This window comes from Cupriavidus basilensis, from assembly GCF_029335485.1.
GTDB lineage: Bacteria > Pseudomonadota > Gammaproteobacteria > Burkholderiales > Burkholderiaceae > Cupriavidus > Cupriavidus basilensis_E.
The window spans coordinates 1-24439 of record NZ_JARJLM010000689.1 but is presented as its reverse complement, the minus strand read 5'-3'; the positions used below and the strand labels follow the sequence as shown (position 1 = coordinate 24439).

Here is a 24439-nt window from a genome sequence, read left to right as displayed (position 1 = left end):
GTACGGCGCTTGCCGCCGCGCACGAGTTTCCACAGCCCGCCCAGCATCAGCGGCACGATGGCCGCGCCGATGCCCGCCAGCACGATCAGGTTCAGGTACTGCTTGATGAAAGGCAGGTTGCCGAAGAAATAGCCGGCGAACACCAGGCCCAGGACCCAGGCGGCCGCGCCAAGCACGTTGAACAGCTGGAACTTGGCGAAGGTCATCTGCGACACCCCGGCAACGAAGGGCGCGAAGGTGCGCACGATCGGCAGGAAGCGGGCCATGACCAGCGTCTTGCCGCCGTGGCGCTCATAGAAATTGTGGGTCTTGCGCAGCGCCTGCTGGTCCAGGAAGCGCCAATGGCCGTCGAACACCTTGGGGCCCACCCAGCTGCCCACCAGATAGTTGACCGTATTGCCGCCGATGGCCGCCACCAGCAGCATGCCGACCAGCACCCATTCGTTCATATGGCCCGTGGCGCAGAAGGCGCCGGCGATGAACAGCAGCGAATCCCCTGGAAGGAAGGGCAGCACCACCAGGCCGGTCTCCGCGAAGACGATGGCAAAGAGAATGGCATAGACCCACGCGCCGTAGTTCTGGATGACGGTGCCTAGGTATTTGTCGACGTGCAGCAGCATGTCGAGAAACTGCAATACGATATCCAATTCGATCCCCGTTCTAGATTCGAAATTCTAAGTTCTCAATTCAGCCGACATCATACAAGACCGGGCTGACGCCAAAGTCACCTTATTGGGCCATTGGGCCGCCAGCGCGCACCGGATGCGCGGAGCCCAGGCGATGCACCCACGTATAATTCCGTCCATGCCCGCCCAAGCCTCGCACCCCGCCCAGCCGCTCCGTCCCATCCGCCCCCTGCCCGACCAGCTGATCAGCCAGATCGCGGCCGGCGAGGTGGTGGAGCGTCCCGCCTCCGTGGTCAAGGAACTGCTTGAAAACGCCCTCGACGCCGGTGCCACCCAGCTCAATATCCGCCTGGAAGAAGGCGGCGTGCGCCGGATCGTGATCGCCGACAACGGCTGCGGCATCCCGGCCGCGGAGCTGCCGGTCGCGCTGATGCGCCACGCCACCAGCAAGATCGCCTCGCTGGACGAACTCGAAGCGGTGCTGACGCTGGGTTTCCGCGGCGAGGCCCTGGCCTCGATCGCCTCGGTCTCCGAGCTGACGCTGACCAGCCGCACCGCCGGCGACTCCCATGCCATGCAGGTCGTCGCCGACACCGGCAGCGTGCAGCCTGCCTCGGGCGGCGTCGGGACCACCGTCGACGTGCAGCACCTGTACTTCAACACGCCGGCGCGCCGAAAGTTCCTCAAATCGGAACAAACCGAGTTCGGCCACTGCCTGGAGATGGTGCGACGCGCGGCGCTGGCGCGCCCGGACGTGGCCATCTCGGTGCACCACAACGGCAAGCCGATGGAGCACTGGAACGCGGGCGACGTCGCCACGCGCACCGGCCAGGTGCTCGGCGCCGAGTTCGCGCGGGCCCGCCTGGCGCTGGACGAAGAGGCCGGCGACCTGCACCTGTATGGGTTCGCCGGGCTGCCCACGGCGTCGCGCGGCCGCCCCGACCAGCAGTTCTTCTTCGTCAACGGCCGTTACGTGCGCGATAAGCTGCTCACCCACGCGGTGCGCAGCGCCTACCAGGACGTGCTGCACGGCGACCGTTTCCCGTCCTATGTGCTGTGCCTGGACCTGCCGCCGGAGATGGTGGACGTGAACGTGCACCCGTCCAAGATCGAGGTGCGCTTCCGCGAATCGCGCGGGGTGCACCAGTTCGTCTACCACGCCGTGCAGCGCTGCCTGGCGCGCCAGGCCGGCGAACAGGGCGACAGCCTGCATACCAGCCCGGACGCCGATGACGCGCCCGCCCCGGCTGGTGCCTCTGGCACCAGCGGCTTCGGGAGCGCCGGCAGGCCTGGCGGATCGGGCGGCTTCGGCGGCTCGGGCAGGACCGCTGGCGCCGGTGGCACAGGCGGCCCCAATGCCGGCGCTCGCCCGTGGGTCGATTACAGCGCCGCCGCGCGCCAGACCGAACTCGGCATCGCCCAGCCGCGGCAGGCCTACCTCGGCATGATGCGCGACGCAATCCAGCCGGCAGCCGGGGCAACCGCAAATGGCTTCTCCCGCTCCCCGGCCACCGGCCCCGGCAGCACGCCCCCGGCCTGGCTGGCCGATGCGCAGGCCGCGCGCGAGAACGACCCGCCCGGCCTGCTCGAACAGCTGCCCCGGCAGGAATTCGCCGAAGACGACGCCAACCCGCTGGGCTATGCCATCGCGCAGCTGCACGGCATCTATGTGCTGGCGCAGAACGCGCGCGGCCTGGTGCTGGTGGATATGCACGCGGCCCACGAGCGCATCCTGTACGAGCAGATCAAGACCGCGCTCGAGGCACGCGAGCTCGCGGTGCAACCGCTGCTGATCCCGGTCACGCTGACCGCCAGCCCGGTGGAAATCGGCGCCGCGGAGGAACACCAGGAAACCCTTGCCCTGCTCGGCTTCGACATCGCCCCGGTCTCGCCCACCACGCTGGCGATACGCGCCATCCCGGCCCTGCTCAAGCAAGCCGACACCGAAGCGCTGGCGCGCGACGTGCTGCGCGACCTGCAGGCCTTCGGCGGCTCGCGCGTGCTGGTCGAGCGCCAGAACGAACTGCTGGCCACGCTGGCCTGCCACAGCGCGGTGCGCGCCAACCGCAAGCTCACCGTGGAAGAAATGAACGCGCTGCTGCGCCAGATGGAACAGACCGAGCGCGCCGACCAGTGCAACCACGGCCGGCCCACCTGGGTGCAGCTGTCGGTGGCCGAGCTCGACCGCCTGTTCCTGCGCGGGCAGTAAGCCCGGCCATGGCCTGACCCGCTTTATCATCCCATTGCCTTGACCACTACCGCTTCCTTGACCGCACCGGCCCACGCGCCGGTGGTCTGCCTGCTCGGCCCCACCGCCTCTGGCAAGACCGCCGCGGCGCTGGCGCTGGCCGCGCAGGCGCCGATCGAGATCATCAGCCTGGACTCGGCACTGGTCTACCGCGAGATGGACATCGGCACCGCCAAACCCTCGCCGGCCGAACTGGCCGCGGTGCCGCACCACCTGATCGACATCATCGACCCGGCGGACAGCTACTCGGCCGCCCAGTTCGTGACCGACGCCGAGCGGCTGATCGCCGATATCCGTTCGCGCGGCCGCGAACCGCTGATCGTCGGCGGCACCATGCTGTACTACAAGGCGCTGACCCAGGGCCTGAACGATCTGCCGCAGGCCGACCCGGCCGTGCGCGCGGAGCTCGACGCGCTGGCCGCGCAACGCGGCTGGCCGGCGTTGCACGCGATGCTGGCGCAAGCCGACCCGGTCACGGCGGCGCGGCTGGCGCCCAACGATGCCCAGCGCATCCAGCGCGCGCTCGAGATCCACCGCCTGACCGGCCAGCCGATGTCCGCGCTGCTGGCGCGGCAGGCCGACGAGCGCACCTTTGCCGGCGCCGCCGATCGCCGCTATCGCGTGATCGCGCTGGAGCCGTCAGACCGCGCGGTGCTGCACGCGCGCATCGCTACCCGCTACGACGCCATGCTGGCCGGCGGCTTGATCGAGGAAGTGGAACGGCTGCGCGCGCGCGGCGACCTGCAGCCCACGCTGCCTTCGATCCGCTGCGTCGGCTACCGCCAGGTGTGGGAATACCTCGACGGCGAGACCGACTTCGCCACCATGCGCGAACGCGGCCTAGCGGCCACCCGCCAGCTCTGCAAGCGCCAGCTGACCTGGCTGCGCAGCACGCCTGAACGCGAGGTGGTGGACTGCCTGGCAGCAGGCTATGCCGCGCAGGTGGCGCGGCTGGCAAGGATCGGGCAGGCGTAGCGGCGCCATGGCGGGATGTGACGGATAGGCGATAATCGTTTTTTTGTCCCTTGCCGATACCGTCAAACCCGCCATGCCCGCCACCGATTTCATACTGCGCCCCGCCACCCCCGACGACTGCGCAACCCTGCTCGCGCTGATCACGGCGCTGGCCGAATACGAGAAGCTCACCCACCTGGTCGAGGCCACGCCGGAAAAACTGCGCGCAGCCCTGTTCGGCGCGCACCCGCATGCCGAGGCGGTGCTGGTGGAGGCGCCGGGTGCACAGGGTGCGCAAGCCGTCGGCTTCGCCCTGTTCTTCCACAATTTCTCCACCTTCCTGGCCAAACCCGGGCTGTATCTGGAAGATCTCTATGTGGACCCGGCATGGCGCGGCCACGGCCTGGGCAAGATGCTGCTCAAGTACCTCGCGGCGCTGGCGCTCGAGCGCGGCTGCGGCCGCTTCGAATGGAGCGTGCTGGACTGGAACACGCCGTCGATCGAGTTTTACCGGGCGATGGGGGCGGACGTGATGCCGGACTGGCGGATTTGCCGCGTTACCGGGGAGGCGCTGGAGAAGCTGGGAGCGGTTGCGTAACCCGGTCCTCCATGCATCGACGGTTTGCCCCTCTCTCCATCAGGGGATAGGGAGTAAACACCGTCGTCATTCCAAACGGTTCTGGCGCATGCTGTCGGCTTCGGCCTGCGCTCCATGGATAAAAAAACGGCACATGCCAGAGCGTGTGCCGTTTTTTATCGAAAGCCGGAAACTCAGGCCACGATGGTCTGCGCCTGGCCTTCTTCACGCTCGCGGATCTCGCCGATCTGCCACACGGCTTCGCCGGCGGCCTGCAGGTGGCGGATGGCGCGGTCAGCGTCTTCCTTGGCGACGATCACCACCATGCCGATGCCGCAGTTGAACACGCGGTGCATTTCGTCGTCGGCCACGTTGCCGTGGGCTTGCAGCCACTGGAACAGCGGCGGCAGGGTCCAGGCGTCGCGTTGCAGCACGGCGGTGACGTTCTGCGCCAGCACGCGCGGCACGTTCTCGGTCAGGCCGCCGCCGGTGATGTGGGCCATGCCCTTGACCGGCAGGGTCTCGATCAGCGACAGCAGCGGCTTCACGTAGATGCGGGTGGGCGCCATGATGGCGTCCTGCAGGCGCTGGCCGTGGAAGTCGCCGTTCAGGTCCGGCTTGGCCACTTCGATGATCTTGCGCACCAGCGAGTAGCCGTTGGAGTGCGCGCCCGACGAAGCCAGGCCCAGCACGACGTCGCCCGGCACGATGGTGCTGCCGTCGATGATGCGGCTCTTCTCCACCGCGCCCACCGCGAAGCCGGCCAGGTCGTATTCGCCATCGGGGTACATGCTCGGCATCTCGGCGGTCTCGCCGCCGATCAGTGCGCAGCCCGACAGCTCGCAGCCATGGGCGATGCCCTGGATCACGGTGGCGGCGGTTTCCACGTCAAGCTTGCCGCAGGCGAAGTAGTCGAGGAAGAACAGCGGCTCGGCGCCCTGCACCAGGATGTCGTTGACGCTCATGGCCACCAGGTCCTGGCCCACGGTATCGTGGCGGTTGAGCTGGAAGGCCAGCTTGAGCTTGGTGCCCACGCCGTCGGTGCCTGACACCAGCACCGGCTCCTTGTACTTCTTGGACAGCTCGAACAGCGCGCCGAAGCCCCCGATGCCGGCCATCACGCCCTCGCGCATGGTGCGCTTGGCAAACGGCTTGATACGATCGACGAGCGCGTCGCCCGCGTCGATATCGACGCCGGCATCGCGGTAGGAAAGGCCTGCCTGGCCGGAAGTGGGGGATGCGCTCATGTGAACCTGCTTGTCCTGGAGGTGTGAAGTGAGTAATGCGGCGCTCACGACGGCGATTTGCGGCCGCGAGTCCAGTAGAATTGCAATTTTAACGGATACAGGCTTCCGGCTTCCAGTTTCCGGTGTGCCGCGTCATGAAGCCCTGCCCCCAGCCATTCCCGATGAAGTTGTTTCCGGCGGCCATTGGCCGGTCTGGCCACGCCTGCGAGGCGGTCGGCGCAAGACCGGCGCGACGCGTTTACCTGACAGCTGACCTTTACCGTAAGTAACCAATACGTCATGTTTTCGCGCCCCAAGCAGCTTTCGCTGGAACTTGGCAGTCCGCCACCCTCGACCTTCGAGAATTTTTTCGTGGCTGCCAACCGCGAACCGGTGCAACGCCTGCGCGACCTGGCCGCGGCCGTGGCGCAGGAGCGGGCCGCCGACCGCCTGATCTATCTGTGGGGCGAAGTGGGCTCGGGCCGCACCCACCTGCTGCACGCGGTGTGCGACAGCGGCTACCAGGCCGGCATCCGCTGCCGTTACCTGAGCCCGCATCATGCCTTGTCGGATTTCATCTTCGACCCGAGCTGCCAGCTCTACACCGTGGATGACGTCGAACTGCTCGACGAAGCGCGCCAGATCGCCGTGTTCTCGCTGTACAACGAGGTGCGCGCCCACGTGCGCACCGCCATCGTGGTAGCCGGCAGCCAGGCGCCGCTGGCCATGCCGGTGCGCGAGGACCTGCGCACCCGGCTGGGCTGGGGCCTGGTCTACCAGCTCGCGCCGCTGTCCGACGAGGACAAGATGACGGCGCTGGTGCAGGCCGCCCGCGAGCGCGGCCTGCAGCTTTCGCCGGAAATCCCGCACTGGCTGGTCACGCGCCACTACCGCGACATGCCCAGCCTGATGGCGTTGCTGGATGCGCTGGACACGTATTCGCTGGAGCGCAAGCGTGCCGTCACCCTGCCCCTGCTGCGTGAAATGTTCGCCGAACTGCGGGAGTGAGCAAGGGCTGCCGGTGTAGCGCACGCTGCCCTTGGCATGCCCCATGCTTGTATCCGACGTCACCCAGCTACTTAAAGAAACGGCCCAAGTCACGTTAATGTAAAATCGCCGCCCATGAATCTGGCATTGTTCGACCTCGACCACACCCTGCTCCCAACCGACAGCGACCACGAATGGGGGCGCTTCCTGGTGCGCCTAGGCGTTGTCGACGAGGAAGCCTACCGCCGCAGGAACGACGAGTTCTATGGGCAGTACAAGGCGGGCACCCTGGATATCCGGGCTTTCCTGCGTTTCGCGCTGGCGCCGCTGGCCGCCAACCCGCGCGACCGCCTGGAGGCATGGCGCGGGCAATTCATGCGGGAAGTGATCGATCCGGTGGTCACGCCGCAGGCGCGTGCGCTGGTCTACAAGCACCTCGACGCCGGCGACCTGTGCGCGGTGGTCACCGCCACCAACAGCTTTGTCACCGCACCGATCGCCACGGCCTTTGGCATCAAGCATCTGATCGCCACCGAGCCAGCGACCGCCAGCGGCCTGCCCGACGGCGCCTTCACCGGCGAAGTCGCAGGCATTCCCTGCTTCCGCGAGGGCAAGATCGCCCGCGTCGAAGCCTGGCTCAAGAGCATGGGCACCCAATGGGATGCCTTCGAAACCACCACCTTCTACAGCGATTCGGCCAACGACCTGCCGCTACTGGAAAAGGTCAGCGAACCGATCGCCGCCAACCCGGACGATCGCCTGCGTCACCACGCCGCCGCGGCCGGCTGGCGCATCATGGATCTGTTCTGACGTGATCAAGAAGCTAATCAACCGGCTGCTCGGCAAGCCGGGCTCCCAGCAGCGCCCCGCCGCCAAACGCCGTGGCAGCCGTGCCCATACGCCGCGCATCGTGGCGCATGACGAACATCAGATCGACCAGTCGCTGATCTCGCGCAACGCCATCAAGGTCACCTCCACGCTGCAGCAGGCGGGATACCAGGCCTTTATCGTCGGCGGCGCGGTGCGCGACCTGTTGCTGGGCATCAAGCCCAAGGATTTCGACGTCGCCACCAATGCCACGCCGGACCAGGTGCAAGCCCTGTTCCGCCGCTCGCGCATCATCGGCCGGCGCTTCCAGATCGTGCATGTGACCTTCTACGGCGGGCGCGAGCAGGAGATCATCGAAGTCTCCACCTTCCGCGCCCTGGTCGATGCCGTCGCCAGCGAGACGCTGCCCGAAGGGCGCCGCCTCAAGCGCGCCGAACTGGACAGCAAGACCCATGCGATCGACGCCTCCGGGCGCGTGCTGCGCGACAACGTATGGGGCTCGCAGTCGGAAGACGCGGAACGCCGCGACTTCACCATCAACGCGATGTATTACGACCCTGCCCAACAGACGGTGCATGACTATCACCAGGGCATGGAAGACATCCGCGCGCGCACGCTGCGCATGATCGGCGACCCGGTCACGCGCTATCGCGAAGACCCGATCCGCATGCTGCGCGTGGTGCGTTTCGCCGCCAAGACCGGTTTCACCATCGACGAGGCCACCCGCCAACCGATCGCCGACCTCGCCTCGCTGATCCACAACGTGCCCAGCGCGCGCCTGTTCGACGAGATGCTCAAGCTGCTGATGTCGGGCCACGCCTGGGCCTCGCTGCAGGAATTGCGCAAGGCCGGGCTGCACCGCGGCCTGCTGCCGCTGCTGGACGTCGCGCTGGAGCAGCCGATGGGCCAGCGCTTCGTGCAGCTGGCGCTGGACAACACCGACCAGCGCGTGCAGGTCGGCAAGCCGGTGTCGCCTGGCTTCCTGTTCGCCGCGCTGCTGTGGCACCACGTGCTGCAGCGCTGGACCACGCTGCGCGAGGAGGGCGAACACGCCATCGCCGCGCTCAATACGGCCATGGACGACGTGCTCGAGCGCCAGACCGGCCAGCTCGCCATCCAGCGCCGCTTTGTCACCGATATGCGGGACATCTGGGGCATGCAGCCGCGCTTCGAGAAGCGCGTGGGCCGTATGCCGTTCCGCCTGATCGAATCCCCGCGTTTCCGCGCCGGCTACGACTTCCTCTACCTGCGTTGCGAATCCGGCGAGCAGCCGGCCGAACTGGCACGCTGGTGGCAGGACTTCCAGAACGCCGATAGCGAGGGCCGCGAAGCCCTGATCGATGCCGTGCGCCCGCCGCGCGGTGGCGGCAAGCAGGGCGGCGGCGCCAGTGGAACCGGCGGCGGCGAGAGCGGCGAGTTTGCCGACGACGGCGAGGGTGGCGGCCCGGCACGCAAGAAGCGCCGCCGGCGCGCTCCGCGGAAATCGGATAAAGTTTCTGCGCGCAGTGATATGGACGCGAGCCCGGAACCCGGCTCGGCTGAAGACCGGAAAGCCGGCAAGGTGCGCGTCCAGCCGGAGGAATCGTAATGACACTTGCCTTTATCGGCATCGGGGCCAACCTGGGCGACGCCCGGCAGGCCCTGAAAGATGCCATCGTATGCCTGGCCCAGCAGGTCGGCATCACGGTGATGGCGAGATCGTCGCTCTATCGCACGGCTCCCGTCGATGCGACAGGCGACGACTATTACAACGCAGTGGTCAAGGTGGAAACCTCGTTTACCGCCCTCCAGCTGCTGCGCATCTGTCACCACATCGAAGACCAGTTCGGCCGCGAGCGGCCGTTCCACAATGCGCCGCGCACCCTCGACCTGGACCTGCTGCTGTTCGGCAGCGAAATCCACCAGGAAGAGCACCTGATCGTGCCGCATCCGCGCGTGACCGAACGCGCCTTCACGCTGGTGCCGCTGCTTGAACTCGACGCCGACCTGGCCATCCCCGGCCTCGGCCGCGCGGCCGATTACCTGGCCGCGGTCAATGCGCAGCGCATCGAAAAGATCTCGTTCTGCCAATGCACGCGGCAGCGGGAAGCGCGCGACGCGTCCTGAGCCATGACCGGCATCGGCCAACCGGGCCCGCGCCATCCGCCCCCTTTGCCTGCCTTTCCTTAGCCGACAGGACCCGCCCATGCTCGATCATCTGCGCCGCATCGTGGTGGAAGGCCCCATCGGGGCCGGCAAGACCGCCCTCGCACAGCGCCTGGCGCAAACCCTGCGCACCGGCGAGCTGCTCGACGCGGCCCGCGAAAACCCTTTCCTGGAACGCTATTACCGCGAGCCGGCACGCTATGCCCTGCCGCTGCAGCTGTCGCTGATGAACCAGCGCGCGCAGCAGCTCCAGGCCTGGCAGGCGGCGCTGCTGGCCGGGCAGCGCATGGTGGGCAACTTCCTCCATACCAGGGACCGGCTCTATGCCGGGCTGACCTTGCCAGCCGACGAACTGGCGCTGTACGACGCCCTTGCCGCGCGCCTGCCCGCCCAGGGCCAGCGGGTGGACCTCGTCATCGTGCTGCAGGCCTCGCCTGCCCTGCTGCGCGAGCGCATCGCGCGCCGCAACGCGCCGGGCGAGTCCAGCATCGACGATGCCTACCTGGAGCGCCTGGCCGATGCCTACGGCGAGCTGTTCCACCGCTACGACGAGGCACCGGTCATGATCGTCGACACCGCCCACTTCAGTCCGGTGGACAATGACGGAGATTTCCGTACACTACTGTCGCGCATCGAAAACATGCGCGGCCGCAAGGCCTTTCTCAATCTCGCTGCGCCCTGACAGGTTCCCGCCTGCCAGCCTTAACCATAACGACAACAGTCGCTGCCGCGAAGCCGGCGGCCCGCATCGACCGGGCTGCGTGCCTCGGGGCAAGGCGAACTGAAAGGGACAGAGGCCTGGCCGCATTGAAGCCGATGCAAAAAGCAGATCGACGATGGTCGGTCACCGATGCATGGATGCACTGCGGCCGGCCCGGCTCCCCGTCTCTCTACCGGCCAACGTCATGAGTTACCTCCTCGACCCCTCCCGCAAGACCGTCACCATCCCAAAGCTGCAGGCCATGCGCGCCGCCGGCGAGAAAATCGCCATGCTGACCGCGTACGATTCCAGCTTCGCCGCGCTGCTCGACTACTGCGGGGTCGAGGTGCTGCTGGTCGGCGATTCCCTCGGCAATGTCATGCAGGGCCAGCAGACCACGCTGCCAGTGACGCTCGAGCAGATGGTCTATCACACCGAATGCGCGGCGCGCGGCAACCAGAGCGCACTGCTGGTGGCGGACCTGCCCTTCGGCACCTACCCGACGCCCGAGGCGGCCTTTGCCAGCGCCGTGGCGCTGATGCGCGCCGGCGCGCAGATGGTCAAGCTGGAAGGCGGCGACTGGCTCGCGCCTACCGTCAGGTTCCTGGTCGAGCGCAGCATTCCGGTGTGCGCCCATATCGGCCTGACGCCGCAGTCGGTGCACGCGCTGGGCGGCTTCAAGGTGCAGGGCAAGACCGACGAAGGCGCCGCGCAGATCAAGCGCGATGCGCTCGCGCTGCAGGCCGCCGGTGCCCAGCTGATCGTGATGGAAGCCGTACCCGCGGCAGTGGCCGGCGTGGTCACCGGCCTGCTGACCATCCCCACCATCGGCATCGGCGCCGGCGTGGATTGCTCCGGCCAGGTGCTGGTGCTGCAGGACATGCTCAACGTCTACCCGGGCCGCAAGGCCAAGTTCGTGCGTAACTTCATGGACGGCGCCACCTCGATCGAAGCCGCCGTGCGCGCCTACGTGGCGGCCGTGAAGGACGGCAGCTTCCCGGCCGTCGAGCACACCTTCTCGGCCTGACCGGCGCCGCCACGCACGGCTTCCCCGGCCTGCGCGTGGCGCCGGCCGGGCGGTAGCGCCTGGTTCAGCCTTCGGCCAGCAATACCGCAGGCAGCACGCCGCGCAGCGAATTGGCCAGCGCCAGCGCTTCGGCGCGCAGCAGCATGGCCCGCGTGACGATCGCCTCGCGCACCGGGCCGCCCAGGTAGCGCGCGCCATGCGCCAGCACCGCCGCGCGCATCACGCCGGGCAGGATATCCGCCGCCAGCGGCGGCGTCAGCCACTCGCCATCCACCTTGACGAAGACCGAGCTGCGTCCGCCTTCCAGTAATTCGCCGCGCGTATTGAAGAACAGGCTGTCGAAGGCCCCGGCCCGCTCGGCCGCCTGCCAGCCGGCGTCATAGACAGCGCGCACGCTGGTTTTATGGCGATGCAGCGCATTCACCACCGGGAGCGCCTGGGGTGCCAGCAGCACCCGCACCGGCACCGTGGCCAGCGGCGCCAGCGGGCCGTGGGCAACGGCAATGGTGCCGGCTTTGTCCAGCGCCAGCCGCAGGCGCCAGGTGCCGGCCCCCAGCCGAACCGCCGCCGCGCGCACGGCCTCGAACACGCTGGCGCGCTCGAAACAAAAGCCGAAGCAGGCGGCGGAAGCGGCCAGCCGCGCCAGGTGCTGGTCCAGGCGCAGGCATTGCCCGTCTTCCACCCGCATGGTCTCGAACAGGGTGAAGCCCGGATCGTGCGCGGTCAGGAAGCGGGCCTTCCAGCCGCACTCGGCATATTCGCCGGCGGCATCGCTGTCATGCACGATACCGCCGCCGACGCCCATCTCGCCGGGCCGCAATCCGTCAGGGCCCTGCGTGCCGAGGACTAGCGTGCGGATTGCCACCGACAGCGCGAAGGCGCCGGGCCATCGATTGCCCTGCCCGGCGGCGGGCGCGTCGATCCAGCCGATCGAGCCGGTGTAGAGGCCACGCGGGGCCGGCTCCAGTTCGCCGATGATCTGCATGGTGCGCCGTTTGGGCGCGCCGGTGATGGAGCCGCAGGGGAACAGCGCGCGCATCAGGTCGGCCAGGCTGGTGCCCGCACGCGCGATGGCGGTCACGGTGGAAGTCATCTGCAACACCCGGCCGAAGGGCTGCACCGCGAAGCGGTCCGGCACGGCCACCGTGCCGGGCACGGCGATGCGGCCGAGATCGTTGCGCAGCAGGTCGACGATCATGACATTCTCGGCGCGGTTCTTGGCATCCTGCGCCAGCGCCGCCGCGGCCCCGGCATCGCGCGCGCTGTCGCCGGTGAGCGGTGCCGTGCCCTTCATCGGGCGCGCCAGCAGGCGGCCCTCGCCGTCATGCCGGACAAACAGTTCGGGGGACAGCGACAGCACCCAGCCCTCCCCGGGCAGCCGCGCCAGCGCTGCGTAGGGCACGGGCTGGGCGGCGCGCAGCGCGGCGTAGAGGGTCAGCGGATCGCCGAACTCCCGGAACCGCAAACGCTGCGTGAAGTTGACCTGATAAGTGTCGCCGGCTTCGATCCACTGATGGATCCGCGCGATGGCCGCATGGAAGGCGGGCTCCGGCGTGTCGGCGGTAACCTCCATCACGCCGGCCGGCTCGCCCCCCGGATCGCGGGCCTGCGCGAGCCACGCCCCGACCTCCCGCGTGTCGAGCCTGCGCATCTGCCTGAACCACAGCAGCCGCAATGCGCCATCGTGAAAAGGCAGCGCCTGGTCCACATGGACGGCGACACCGACCAGCGGTCCGCCGAATTCGTAAGGGGCAAACAGCGTGCCATGCCAGCCGTGGCGCCAGCCTTCGGCCAGCAGCGTGTCGAGCGTGCCGATGGCGGCGGCGTCGGGGAGCACGTCTTCGCGGGCAAAGCCGGTGTACAGGCGCGAGGATGCCTCGCCGGGCGCGGCGGTGGCGTCGTCGAGCAGGACGAAGGGCTCCGCAGATGCGGGCGCTTGCGGCGGCAGGCCGGGAGAGGGAGAGGAAGATGAGCGGGTCAGGGAGACAGCCACGGGGAAATCACCAGCGTAAATTGAGTTCGCCAGTCGGCGGGCGACATCGGCATTATCGCGCGCCCGCCCTCTCCCCGGCCCCTCTCCCTCAGGGAGAAGGTTGGGGAGAGGGGTGATTTGACTGGGAGCCACAGCGAGCGAAGCCAACGGTTTTGCCCACCCCCACAAAACAAAAAAGCCGGCCACGCCTTGACGCGTGGCCGGCCTCTACCCCTTGCCGGATCAGCTGAAGAAACTCTTCACCTTGTCCAGCCAGGATTGTTCCTGCGGGCTGTGGCGCGAGCCGCCTTCGTGCACCGAGCGGTCGAACTGGCGCAGGATGTCCTTCTGCGCCTCGGTCAGCTTGACCGGCGTTTCCACGTTGATGTGCACGTAGAGATCGCCGGGATAACCCGAGCGCACGCCCTTGATGCCCTTGCCGCGCAGGCGGAAGGTCTTGCCGGGCTGGGTGCCTTCGGGCACGGGGAAACTGGCCTTGCCGCCCAGCGTGGGCACTTCCAGGTCGCCGCCCAGCGCCGCCGTGGCGAAGGAAATCGGCATCTGGCAGTGCAGGTCGTCGCCGTCGCGCTCGAACACCGCGTGCTGCTTGATGTGGACTTCCACGTACAGGTCGCCCGGAGGGCCGCCGTTGATGCCCGGCTCGCCATTGCCCGAGGAGCGGATACGCATGCCCTCGTCGATGCCGGCGGGAATCTTCACTTCCAGCGTCTTCTGCGACTTCAGCTTGCCCTGGCCGTGGCACTTGGTGCAAGGCTTGGGAATATGCTTGCCGGTGCCGTGGCACTTGGGGCAGGTCTGCTGCATCGAGAAAAAGCCCTGCGACACGCGCACCTGGCCCGCGCCATGGCAGGTCGGGCAGGTTTCGACGTTGGTGCCGGGCTCGGCGCCGTTGCCGTGGCAGTGCTCGCACTCATCCCAGTGCGGCACGCGGATCTGCGCCTCGTGGCCGTGGGCTGCCTGCTCCAGCGTGATTTCCATGCTGTAGCGCAGGTCCGCGCCGCGGTACACCTGCGGACCGCCGCCCCGGCGTCCGCCGGCCTGGCCCTGCTGGCCGAAGATATCGCCGAAGATGTCGCCAAAGGCTTCGGCGAAGCCGCCGTAGCCCTGGCCGCCGCCGCCGAAGCCGCCCGCCATATTGGGGTCGACGCCGGCGTGGCCGTACTGATCGTAGGCCGCTTTCTTCTCCGGGTCGGAGAGCATCTCGTAGGCCTCTTTGACCTCCTTGAATTTCTCTTCGGAATCCTTGCTGTCCGGATTGCGGTCCGGGTGGTGCTTCATCGCCAGCTTGCGATACGCCTTCTTGATGTCGTCGTCGCCGGCGTTCTTGCCCACCCCGAGCACTTCGTAGTAGTCACGTTTTGCCATGGTGGCTGCTTACCTGATTGGCCCGGAAGCGCGTCCTAAACCCGTCCGAGCGAATAGCAAAAAAGCCGAGCGAGGCATTCGACGGCGGTCATCCGCTTGGTCCAATGCCCGTCGCCCGGCGTCGGGACAGGGGCTGGCGCCGGTGTTGCGCACCGCGCCCCTCCCCCGCTCATCCATTACTTCTTGTCGTTGACTTCCTTGAATTCGGCGTCCACGACGTTGTCGTCCTGCGGCTGGGCTTGTTGTTGCTGGCCCGCGCCGGCAGCACCGGCCGCGCCCGCGGCACCCGCGTCGCCGGCCTTGGCCTGCATGTCGGCATAGACGCGCTCGCCCAGCTTCTGGCTCGCGTCGGACAGCGCGCTGACCTTGGCATCGATCTCGGCCTTGTCGCCGCCGCGTGCGGCGTCTTCCAGTTCCTTGATCGCGGCTTCGATCTTTTCCTTCTCGCCCGCTTCCAGCTTGTCGCCGTATTCGGTGACAGCCTTCTTGGTCGAGTGGATCAGCGCGTCGGCCTGGTTGCGGGCATCCGCCAGCTCGCGGGCCTTCTTGTCTTCCTCGGCGTTGGCCTCGGCGTCCTTCACCATGCGCTGGATCTCGTCTTCCGACAGGCCCGAGTTCGCCTTGATGGTGATGCGGTTTTCCTTGCCGGTCGCCTTGTCCTTGGCGCCCACGTGCAGGATGCCGTTGGCGTCGATGTCGAACGAGACTTCGATCTGCGGCAGGCCGCGCGGCGCCGGCGCGATGCCTTCGAGGTTGAACTCGCCCAGCAGCTTGTTGCCGGTCGCCATTTCACGCTCGCCCTGGAACACCTTGATGGTCACGGCCGGCTGGTTGTCGTCGGCGGTGGAGAACACCTGCGCATGCTTGGTCGGGATGGTGGTGTTCTTGGTGATCATCTTGGTCATCACGCCACCCAGGGTCTCGATACCCAGCGACAGCGGCGTCACGTCCAGCAGCAGCACGTCCTTGCGGTCGCCCGACAGCACCGAACCCTGGATCGCGGCGCCCACGGCCACGGCTTCGTCCGGGTTCACGTCCTTGCGCGCTTCCTTGCCGAAGAATTCCTTGACCTGTTCCTGCACCTTGGGCATGCGGGTCATGCCGCCGACCAGGATCACGTCGTCGATCTCGCTGACCTTGACGCCGGCGTCCTTGATGGCGATGCGGCACGGCTCGATGGTGCGGGTGATCAGTTCCTCGACCAGCGCTTCCAGCTTGGCGCGGGTCATCTTCAGGTTCAAGTGCTTCGGACCCGAGGCATCCGCCGTGATGTACGGCAGGTTGATTTCGGTCTGCTGCGAGCTCGACAGTTCGATCTTGGCCTTTTCAGCGGCTTCCTTCAGGCGCTGCAGCGCGAGCACGTCCTTGGACAGGTCGACGCCTTGTTCCTTCTTGAACTCGCCGATGATGTAATCGATGATGCGCTGGTCGAAGTCTTCGCCGCCCAGGAAGGTGTCGCCATTGGTCGACAGCACTTCGAACTGCTTCTCGCCGTCCACGTCCGCGATCTCGATGATCGAGATGTCGAAGGTACCGCCGCCCAGGTCATACACGGCGATCTTGCGGTCGCCCTTTTCGTTCTTGTCCAGGCCGAAGGCCAGCGCGGCCGCGGTCGGCTCGTTGATGATGCGCTTGACGTCCAGGCCGGCGATGCGGCCGGCGTCCTTGGTGGCCTGGCGCTGCGAGTCGTTGAAGTAAGCCGGCACGGTGATCACGGCTTCGGTCACCGGCTCGCCAAGGTAGTCCTCGGCGGTCTTCTTCATCTTGCGCAGCACTTCTGCCGACACCTGCGGCGGCGCCAGCTTCTGGTCGCGCACCGACACCCATGCGTCGCCGTTGTCGGCCTTGACGATGGAGTAGGGCATCAGGCCGATGTCCTTCTGCACTTCCTTTTCTTCGAACTTGCGGCCGATCAGGCGCTTCACCGCGTACAGGGTGTTGCGCGGATTGGTGACCGCCTGGCGCTTGGCAGGCGCGCCGACCAGGATCTCACCGTCTTCCATGTAGGCGATGATCGACGGGGTGGTACGCGTGCCTTCGGCATTTTCGATCACCTTGGGCGTATTGCCTTCCATGATCGCGACGCAGCTATTGGTGGTACCGAGGTCGATACCGATGATCTTACCCATTTGTTCTCTCCTCTTGAGCCCCGCTCCGCGCGGGGACTGCAATTCATCCTGAGGCCGAAATGTGGCCGTCCGGGGCCATTTCAAGGGCCGGGAAGGCAATTCCGAGTAAATTCCTCGACTTCTCCTCCACGCTCGGCGGCAGGCGGAACGGCCAAGTTGAGGTACGTTCGGGGACGTTGTGCGCCACCCCCGGATTTTGTGCTTCTTGTGTCACTAAAAATACAACAATCCGCGGCTTCCCGGTGCACCGCCAATAGGTAACCCCCCCCCCTAGCGGCCACGCTGCCAAAGGACATCGTTGCCGCCATCGGCGCGGTTGAGTACGCGTGCCAGCACGAACAGCAGGTCGGAAAGCCGGTTCAGGTACTGGCGCGGCGCCTCGTTGAGGGCTTCCTGCGCGCCCAGCGCCACCAGCGCCCGTTCGGCGCGCCGGCAAACCGTCCGGCACACATGCGCCAGCGCCGCTGCGCGGCCGCCGCCCGGCAGGATGAATTCGGCCAGGCGCGGCAGGTCGGCGTTGTAGTGCGCCAGCCATTCGTCGAGTTGCAGCACCTGCTCGGGCTTGACCAGCACGTAGCCGGGGATGGACAGCTCGCCGCCGAGGTCGAACAGATCGTTCTGGATATGGAGCAGGGCCGAGCGCACGTCGTCGGGCAGCGCCTCGGTCAGCAGCACGCCGAGGTTGGAATTGAGCTCATCGACATCGCCGATGGCGGCGATGCGCAGGCTGTCCTTGCCGGTGCGGCTGCCGTCGCCAAGCCCGGTGGTGCCGGCGTCTCCGGTGCGGGTGGCGATCTTGGTCAGGCGGTTGCCCATGCGGGTCTCCTGCGTTGGCGAATCTCACATTATGGCGCGCATCGGGGCAGGCGCGGCAGGCCACGGCGCGGGGATCGGGGAAACCCCCGGCGAAACCCGCCAAGTGGCCGTTGCGGCGCCCGCGGCTGCGGAGCCGGCCGGGCGCGGCGTAGAATAACGGGATTCGCTCGATACGCTACCGGGTGCGAATGCCGGCACCGTTCGGCGCGGCCTTGCCAAGGCCGGCGCGGACGGCATCCGGCCATCACAGACCCGCCGGAGACGCCATGAACCATCCCCTTTCCCACGCCGCGCTGGTGCGCCAACCCCTGCCTGGCGCCGTGCGCGACGCCCTGCAGGCCCGCTTCGGCGAACGTTTCTCCACCTCTCCCGGCGTCTGCGACCACCATGGGCGCGATGAATCGCCCTTCCCGCCGGCCGCGCCGGACGGCGTGGTCTTCGCCCATACCACCGAGGAAGTCGCCGAGGTGGCCCGCCTGTGCAATGCGCACCGCGTACCGCTGATCCCCTACGGCGCCGGCTCCTCGCTCGAAGGCCACCTGCTGGCGGTGGCGGGCGGCATCAGCCTGGACCTGTCGCAGATGAACCGGGTGCTGTCGGTGCAGCCCGAAGACCTGAACGTCACGGTGCAACCGGGGGTCACCCGCAAGCAGCTGAACCAGGAAATCAAGGACACCGGACTGTTCTTCCCGATCGACCCGGGCGCCGATGCCTCGCTGGGCGGCATGTGTGCCACGCGCGCCTCAGGGACCAATGCGGTGCGCTACGGCACCATGCGCGAAAACGTGCTGGCGCTGACCGTGGTCACCGCCGACGGCCGCATCGTCAAGACCGGCACCCACGCCCGCAAGTCTTCCGCCGGCTACGACCTGACCCGGCTGATGATCGGCAGCGAAGGCACGCTGGGCATCATCACCGAGGTCACGGTCCGCCTGTATCCGCAGCCCGAGGCCATCTCCGCCGCCATCTGCGCCTTCCCCAGCATGGGCAGCGCGGTGCAGGCGACCATCGAGACCATCCAGCTGGGCGTGCCGGTCGCGCGCGTGGAGTTCGTCGACGCGCTGGCCATCCGCGCCATCAACCGGCACGACAACCTGGCCATGCCGGAGATGCCGCACCTGTTCTTCGAATTCCACGGCACCGAGGCCGGCGTCAAGGAGCAGGCCGAGACCGTGCAGCAGATCACCGCCGAGCACGGCGGCCAGGGCTTCGAGTGGGCCACCCGGCCGGAAGACCGCAGCCGGCTGTGGAACGCGCGCCATACCGCCTACTTCGCCATGCTGCAGCTCAAGCCGGGCTGCCGGGCGGTCACCACCGACGTGTGCGTGCCGATCTCGCGCCTGGCCGATTGCGTGACCGAGACCGAGCGCGACCTCAATGCCTCCAGCCTGCCCTGCCCCATCGTCGGCCATGTGGGCGACGGCAATTTCCATGTGGCGATCCTGACCGATCCCGAAAAGCCCGAGGAACTGGCCGAGGCCGAGACCATCAACCGGCGCATCGTGGAACGCGCGCTGGCGATGGGCGGCACCTGCACGGGCGAACACGGCGTGGGCCTGCACAAGATGGATTTCCTGGTCAGCGAGCACGGCGAAGACGCGCTCGACCTGATGCGCGCCATCAAGAACGCGCTCGACCCCAACCATATCCTCAATCCGGGCAAGATCTTCCGCCCGGCGCGCTGAGGACCGGCGCGGCATGGCATCTGTGTTCAACCGCATCCCGCCGCTGCACCTGCTGATCGCGTTCGAAGCCGCCGCCCGCCTGGGCAGCTTCGCGCGCGCGGCCGAGGAACTGTCGGTCACGCCCAGCGCGGTATCGCACCGCATCAAGAACCTCGAGGAATTGTGGGGCGAGGACCTCTTCGTGCGCTCCAACGCCGCGCTGCGGCTGACCGCGTCGGGCATGCGCCAGCTGCGTAACGTGCAGGACGCGCTCAAGTCGCTCAACGAACTGGCGCGCCCCGAGTACAACAAGCAGCGCACCCGGCTGCGGGTGGCGATCCCGCCCACCTTCGGCCGCCAGCACCTGGTGCCGCGCCTGCCCGAGTTCACCGCGCTGTACCCGCACATCGACACCGAGTTGCACCTCGCCATCCCCTTCCTCGATGTGAAGGCGGAAGATACCGATGTGGAGATCCGCTACGGCACCGGGCGCTACCCCGGCCTGAAGACGACCAGGCTGCTGGTCGAGCCGGTCTTCCCGGCCTGCGGGCGCGAATACTACGAGCGCATCGATGGCCGCGCCGTCACCCGGCCGGAGCACCTGCACAACCTGGTGCTGCTGCGCAGCCCGCTGGAACCGTGGAAGCCCTGGTTCGAGACCGCCGGCCTGGACTGGCCCGAGCCCCAGACCGGCCCGCAATTCAACGATATCGGCCTGATGCTGGAAGCCATCGCCTCCAACCAGGGCGTGGCCCTGGTGCGCCAGCGCATGGCGCAGCACTGGCTCTCGCTCGGGCAGATGGTGCGCCTGCTGGATATCGAGTCGGTATCGCCGCACGGCTACTACATCGTCGAGCGCGAACAGGCGCCGCCGAAGCCGGAGGCACGCTATTTCGTCGACTGGCTGCTGGGCCTGGACTGGTAGGCCCTGGCGGCCGCTTCGACAACAAGCACGGAGAACCCCATGCAGATCCGCCTGCTCACCCCCGCCGATGCCGGAACCTATCAGGCGCTACGCCTGGAAGGCCTGCTGGAAGCACCCGCCGCCTTCGGTTCGAGCTACGAGGAAGAACGCGACCTGCCGCTCGCGACCGTCGCCGCACGCCTGGCGGCAACGCCCGAAAAAGCAGTGCTCGGCGCCTTCGAGGCGTCCGGGGACGGCAGCGCGCTGGCCGGCGTGGTCGGCGTGATGCGCGAGGACAAGGTCAAGCAGCGGCACAAGGCCTCCATCTGGGGCATGTATGTGGCGCCGGGCTATCGCGACCGGCGCCTGGGCCGCCGGCTGATGGCAGAGGCCATGGCGCTGGCCGCCGCCATGCCGGGGCTGCGCCAGGTCACGCTCTGCGTCAACGTGTCCAATACCGCCGCGATTTCGCTCTACGAGGCGATGGGGTTCCGCCGCTACGGCATCGAGCCCGAGGCGCTCTATGTGGCACCGGACTATCACGACAAGCTGGAAATGGTGCACATGCTGCCGCGCTGAGCGGCGAGCCGGGCGGCGCTGGCATGAACGGCACGCGGGCAGAAGGCGCAGCATCTCCGGATAGCGCCACCCCGGTGCTAAGCTGGAATCGATGTGGCTGCGCGGCGAGGACACCCGCGCCAAGGCCGGCATGGTTCCCGCCCAGGCCCATCATGAGCGATTTTGATCAGCCTGCCATGCGGAATTCACGTACCGGCAGGGCTGCGCGGCGCCCCGGCTGCGCTATAGTCCCTGCTCCCCACCCGATTGCGCCCTGCCATGGCAGGCGCCGGCGGCCATCACAGGAGTCCCCATGAATGCCCCGCACGAAGTTTCACCGGTCACCGACGACAGCCGCCGCACCGCGCTACTCGAAGGCCTGGCGAAGATCCTGCCCGATGCGGCCTTGCTGTGGAAGCCTGAAGACACCGTCCCCTACGAGTGCGACGGCCTGGCGGCCTACCGCCAGATCCCGATGGCGGTGGCGCTGCCCGACAGCGAGGAGCAGGTCTGCGCGATCCTGCGCCTGTGCCATGCGCTGCAGGTGCCCGTGGTGCCGCGCGGCGCCGGCACCAGCCTGTCGGGCGGGGCCATGCCGATCGCCACCGGCCTGGTGCTGTCGCTGGCCAAGTTCAAGCGCATCGTCGGCGTGGACGTGCGTTCGCGCACCGCGGTGGTCCAGCCCGGCGTGCGCAATCTCGCCATCTCCGAGGCCGCAGCGCCGTACAACCTCTATTACGCTCCCGACCCGTCCTCGCAGATCGCCTGCACCATCGGCGGCAACGTCAGCGAGAACTCAGGCGGCGTGCATTGCCTGAAGTACGGCCTGACCGTGCACAACGTGCTGTGTGTGCGCGCCGTCACCATGGAGGGCGAAGTGGTGGAGTTCGGCTCGGAGGCACCGGATGCGCCGGGGCTGGACCTGCTGGCCGTGCTGGTCGGCTCCGAAGGCATGCTGGCGGTGGTCACCGAAGTGACCGTCAAGCTGATCCCCAAGCCGCAACTGGCGCAGGTGATCATGGCCAGCTTCGACGACGTGGCCAAGGGCGGCAACGCGGTGGCCGACGTGATCGGCGCCGGCATCATCCCGGCCGGGCTGGAAATGATGGACAAGCCCGCCACCGCCGCCGTGGAGGAATTCGTGCGCGCCGGCTACGACCTCGACGCTGCCGCCATCCTGCTGTGCGAATCCGACGGCACGCCGGAAGAGGTGGCCGAGGAAGTGGAACGCATGAGCGAGGTGCTGCGCGCGTCAGGCGCCAGCCGCATCGCGGTGTCGCAAAGCGAGGCCGAGCGGCTGCGCTTCTGGAGCGGGCGCAAGAATGCCTTCCCCGCCGCCGGCCGCATCTCGCCGGACTATTACTGCATGGACGGCACCATCCCGCGCAAGCACATCGGCACCCTGCTCAAGCGCATCGAAGGGATGGAGCGCAAATATGGCCTGCGCTGCATGAACGTGTTCCATGCCGGCGACGGCAATATGCATCCGCTGATCCTGTTCGATGGCGCGGACCAGGACGAATGGCACCGCGCCGAGCTGTTCGGCTCCGACATCCTGGAGAGCTGCGTGGAACTGGGCGGGACCGTCACCGGCGAGCATGGCGTGGGCGTGGAGAAACTCAATTCCATGTGCGTGCAGTTCTCCCCCGAGGAGCGCGAACTGTTCTTCGGCGTCAAGGCGGCCTTCGATCCGGCTCGCCTGCTCAACCCCGACAAGGCCATCCCCACGCTGGCGCGCTGCGCCGAGTACGGGCGCATGCACGTCAAGCGCGGGCTGCTGCCGCATCCCGACCTGCCGCGCTTCTGAACATGGCCAGCCAACACGCCACGCAGCGCGAGCACCGCAGCGCCCAGACGCGCCAACGCCTGGGCAAGCCCGAGTCGGGCTGGCGCGAGCGCTGGTACACCATCATCTTCGAGGCCGACACGCGCAACGGGCGGCTGTTCGACATCGTCCTGCTGCTGGGCATCGTGACCAGTGTGCTGATCGTCATGTTCGACAGCCTGCCGGCGGTAAACCTCCGGCTGGGCACCATTTTCACCGTGCTGGAGTGGATGTTCACGCTGCTGTTTACCGCCGAGTACGTGATGCGCATCCTGGTGGTGCGGCGTCCCTTGCGCTATGTGTTCAGCTTCTTCGGCGTGGTCGACTTCCTGTCCATCATCCCGACCTGGCTCGCCTTCTTCGTGCCGGAACTGGCCTTCCTGATCGATGTGCGCCTGCTGCGGCTGCTGCGGGTCTTTCGCATCCTCAAGCTGACGGTGTATTTCGAGGAGGCGCAGATCCTCTACCGCGCGCTGGCCAACAGCCGGCGCAAGATCTTCGTCTTTCTAGGCACCGTGTTCATCATCACCGTGATCCTCGGCACCGTGATGTACGTGGTGGAGGGGCCGCAGCACGGCTTTACCAGCATCCCCGTGAGCATGTACTGGGCGGTGGTGACGCTGACCACCACCGGCTTCGGCGACATGGTGCCCAAGACGCCATTGGGGCAGTTCATCACCTCGCTGACCATACTGCTGGGCTACGGCATCATTGCCTTCCCGACCGGCATCGTGGGCGCCGAGCTGGCCGCCAGCATCATGAAGCGGCCGCTGACCACGCGCACCTGCACCCATTGCCTGACCGAAGGCCACGATCCCGACGCCGCCTACTGCAAGCACTGCGGCAACGCGCTGCCACACTACCGTGACGAGGGCGAGCAGGCCGCCGCGCCGCCAGGCCGCCCGTCTTCCTCCGCCTGACCCCCTTCACGGCAACCCCAGCCAAACCCAGCCAGCCACCATGCCAGCCGACCAGCAAGCCACCCTCGATGCCTTTCGCGATGCCATCCGGCATGCCACCGACACGCGCGCGCCGCTGCGCCTGCGCGGCGGCGGCAGCAAGGATTTCTACGGCCAGCAATTGCAGGGGGACGTGCTGGACACGCGTGCCTATGACGGCATCGTCGACTACGACCCGCCCGAGCTGGTGATCACCGCGCGCTGCGGCACGCCGCTGGCGCAGATCGAGGCGGCACTGGCCGAACGGCGCCAGATGCTGGCCTTCGAGCCGCCGCATTTTGCCCAGGGGGCCACCCTTGGCGGCGCGGTGGCCGCGGGGCTGTCCGGCCCGCGCCGGCAGGCAGTGGGCGCATTGCGCGACTTCGTGCTGGGGGCGCGGGTGATGGACGGCCGCGGCGACGTCCTGAATTTTGGCGGCCAGGTGATGAAGAACGTGGCGGGCTACGACGTATCGCGGCTGATGGCAGGATCGCTCGGCACGCTGGGCCTGATCCTGGAAGTCTCGCTCAAGGTCCTGCCGCTGCCGTTCGACGATGCCACGCTGCGCTTCCCGATGGACGAGGCCGAGGCGCTCGACCGCCTCAACCAGTGGGGCGGCCAGCCGTTGCCGATTGCCGCCTCGGCCTGGCACGATGGCGTGCTGCATCTGCGCCTGTCGGGCGCGGCGGCCGCCCTGCGGGCCGCGCGCGAGCGGCTTGGCGGGGACGCTGTCGAGCCCGGCGAGGCCGATGCGCTGTGGCGCGCGCTGCGCGAGCAAAGCCATCCCTTCTTCGCCCCGGCGCAGGCCGGCCAGGCGCTATGGCGCATCGCCGTGCCCACCACCGCGGCGCCGCTGGCGCTGCCTGGCGGCGGACAGCTGATCGAATGGGGCGGTGGCCAGCGCTGGTGGCTGGGCGGCACGGATAGCA

General features: G+C 67.7%; 21 protein-coding genes. 15 read left to right on the top strand and 6 right to left on the bottom strand.

Annotation, left to right across the window (positions count from 1 at the left end):
* A partial coding sequence (locus tag P3W85_RS42735; RefSeq protein WP_276269264.1) for a VTT domain-containing protein occupies window positions 1-635 on the bottom strand: 635 nt, incomplete at its 3' end.
* 169 nt (window positions 636-804) lie between these two features.
* Between P3W85_RS42735 and mutL the strand changes: the two genes are divergently transcribed.
* The 3 genes from mutL to P3W85_RS42720 all read left to right on the top strand — a co-directional run bounded on the left by mutL (window position 805) and on the right by P3W85_RS42720 (window position 4426).
* Complete coding sequence (gene mutL, locus P3W85_RS42730) at window positions 805-2835, top strand: DNA mismatch repair endonuclease MutL (RefSeq protein WP_276269263.1); 2031 nt, start codon at window positions 805-807, stop codon at window positions 2833-2835.
* 57 nt (window positions 2836-2892) lie between these two features.
* Window positions 2893-3849 (top strand): tRNA (adenosine(37)-N6)-dimethylallyltransferase MiaA, encoded by a 957-nt coding sequence (gene miaA, locus P3W85_RS42725; protein WP_276269262.1) that lies wholly within the window; start codon window positions 2893-2895, stop codon window positions 3847-3849.
* 73 nt (window positions 3850-3922) lie between these two features.
* On the top strand, window positions 3923-4426 hold the full coding sequence (locus tag P3W85_RS42720; protein ID WP_276269261.1) for a GNAT family N-acetyltransferase: 504 nt from the start codon (window positions 3923-3925) through the stop codon (window positions 4424-4426).
* Window positions 4427-4599: 173 nt separating this feature from the next.
* Here the strand turns inward: P3W85_RS42720 and purM are convergent, their stop codons facing one another.
* Window positions 4600-5652: a phosphoribosylformylglycinamidine cyclo-ligase gene (gene purM, locus P3W85_RS42715; RefSeq protein ID WP_017225789.1), complete on the bottom strand. Its 1053-nt coding sequence runs from the start codon at window positions 5650-5652 to the stop codon at window positions 4600-4602.
* Window positions 5653-5931: 279 nt separating this feature from the next.
* Between purM and hda the strand changes: the two genes are divergently transcribed.
* The 6 genes from hda to panB all read left to right on the top strand — a co-directional run bounded on the left by hda (window position 5932) and on the right by panB (window position 11318).
* Window positions 5932-6639: a DnaA regulatory inactivator Hda gene (gene hda, locus P3W85_RS42710; protein ID WP_017225790.1), complete on the top strand. Its 708-nt coding sequence runs from the start codon at window positions 5932-5934 to the stop codon at window positions 6637-6639.
* A 114-nt stretch (window positions 6640-6753) separates the two neighbouring features.
* Window positions 6754-7428, top strand: coding sequence for an HAD family hydrolase (locus P3W85_RS42705; RefSeq protein WP_276269260.1), 675 nt, complete (start codon window positions 6754-6756; stop codon window positions 7426-7428).
* Window position 7429: 1 nt separating this feature from the next.
* On the top strand, window positions 7430-9034 hold the full coding sequence (gene pcnB, locus P3W85_RS42700; protein ID WP_276269259.1) for a polynucleotide adenylyltransferase PcnB: 1605 nt from the start codon (window positions 7430-7432) through the stop codon (window positions 9032-9034).
* Window positions 9034-9552 (top strand): 2-amino-4-hydroxy-6-hydroxymethyldihydropteridine diphosphokinase, encoded by a 519-nt coding sequence (gene folK, locus P3W85_RS42695; RefSeq protein ID WP_276269258.1) that lies wholly within the window; start codon window positions 9034-9036, stop codon window positions 9550-9552. The genes pcnB and folK overlap by 1 nt, the downstream gene beginning before the upstream one ends.
* Before the next feature lie 79 nt (window positions 9553-9631).
* Window positions 9632-10273: a deoxynucleoside kinase gene (locus P3W85_RS42690; protein ID WP_276269257.1), complete on the top strand. Its 642-nt coding sequence runs from the start codon at window positions 9632-9634 to the stop codon at window positions 10271-10273.
* A 223-nt stretch (window positions 10274-10496) separates the two neighbouring features.
* Complete coding sequence (panB, locus tag P3W85_RS42685; RefSeq protein ID WP_017225795.1) at window positions 10497-11318, top strand: 3-methyl-2-oxobutanoate hydroxymethyltransferase; 822 nt, start codon at window positions 10497-10499, stop codon at window positions 11316-11318.
* Window positions 11319-11382: 64 nt separating this feature from the next.
* Here the strand turns inward: panB and P3W85_RS42680 are convergent, their stop codons facing one another.
* From P3W85_RS42680 to P3W85_RS42665, 4 genes are all read right to left on the bottom strand, one after another.
* Entirely contained in the window at window positions 11383-13311 is a 1929-nt protein-coding gene (locus tag P3W85_RS42680; protein WP_276269256.1) for a bifunctional anthranilate synthase component I family protein/class IV aminotransferase, read from the bottom strand.
* A gap of 222 nt (window positions 13312-13533) precedes the next feature.
* Entirely contained in the window at window positions 13534-14676 is a 1143-nt protein-coding gene (gene dnaJ, locus P3W85_RS42675; RefSeq protein WP_017228325.1) for a molecular chaperone DnaJ, read from the bottom strand.
* 176 nt (window positions 14677-14852) lie between these two features.
* Entirely contained in the window at window positions 14853-16805 is a 1953-nt protein-coding gene (gene dnaK, locus P3W85_RS42670; RefSeq protein ID WP_017228326.1) for a molecular chaperone DnaK, read from the bottom strand.
* Window positions 16806-17075: 270 nt separating this feature from the next.
* Window positions 17076-17621: a cob(I)yrinic acid a,c-diamide adenosyltransferase gene (locus tag P3W85_RS42665; protein ID WP_276269255.1), complete on the bottom strand. Its 546-nt coding sequence runs from the start codon at window positions 17619-17621 to the stop codon at window positions 17076-17078.
* A 266-nt stretch (window positions 17622-17887) separates the two neighbouring features.
* On the opposite strand from P3W85_RS42665, the gene P3W85_RS42660 reads away from it, so the two are divergent.
* From P3W85_RS42660 to glcE, 6 genes are all read left to right on the top strand, one after another.
* A complete protein-coding gene (locus P3W85_RS42660) occupies window positions 17888-19306 on the top strand; it encodes an FAD-binding oxidoreductase (RefSeq protein WP_017228328.1) in 1419 nt (472 codons plus the stop codon).
* A gap of 13 nt (window positions 19307-19319) precedes the next feature.
* Window positions 19320-20210: a LysR substrate-binding domain-containing protein gene (locus P3W85_RS42655; protein ID WP_017228329.1), complete on the top strand. Its 891-nt coding sequence runs from the start codon at window positions 19320-19322 to the stop codon at window positions 20208-20210.
* Window positions 20211-20249: 39 nt separating this feature from the next.
* Entirely contained in the window at window positions 20250-20768 is a 519-nt protein-coding gene (locus P3W85_RS42650) for a GNAT family N-acetyltransferase (protein WP_017228330.1), read from the top strand.
* 292 nt (window positions 20769-21060) lie between these two features.
* A complete protein-coding gene (locus P3W85_RS42645; protein WP_276269254.1) occupies window positions 21061-22554 on the top strand; it encodes an FAD-linked oxidase C-terminal domain-containing protein in 1494 nt (497 codons plus the stop codon).
* A gap of 2 nt (window positions 22555-22556) precedes the next feature.
* On the top strand, window positions 22557-23492 hold the full coding sequence (locus tag P3W85_RS42640; RefSeq protein WP_017228332.1) for an ion transporter: 936 nt from the start codon (window positions 22557-22559) through the stop codon (window positions 23490-23492).
* A 40-nt stretch (window positions 23493-23532) separates the two neighbouring features.
* On the top strand, window positions 23533-24439 hold a 907-nt coding region (gene glcE / locus P3W85_RS42635), incomplete at its 3' end, for a glycolate oxidase subunit GlcE (RefSeq protein ID WP_276269253.1).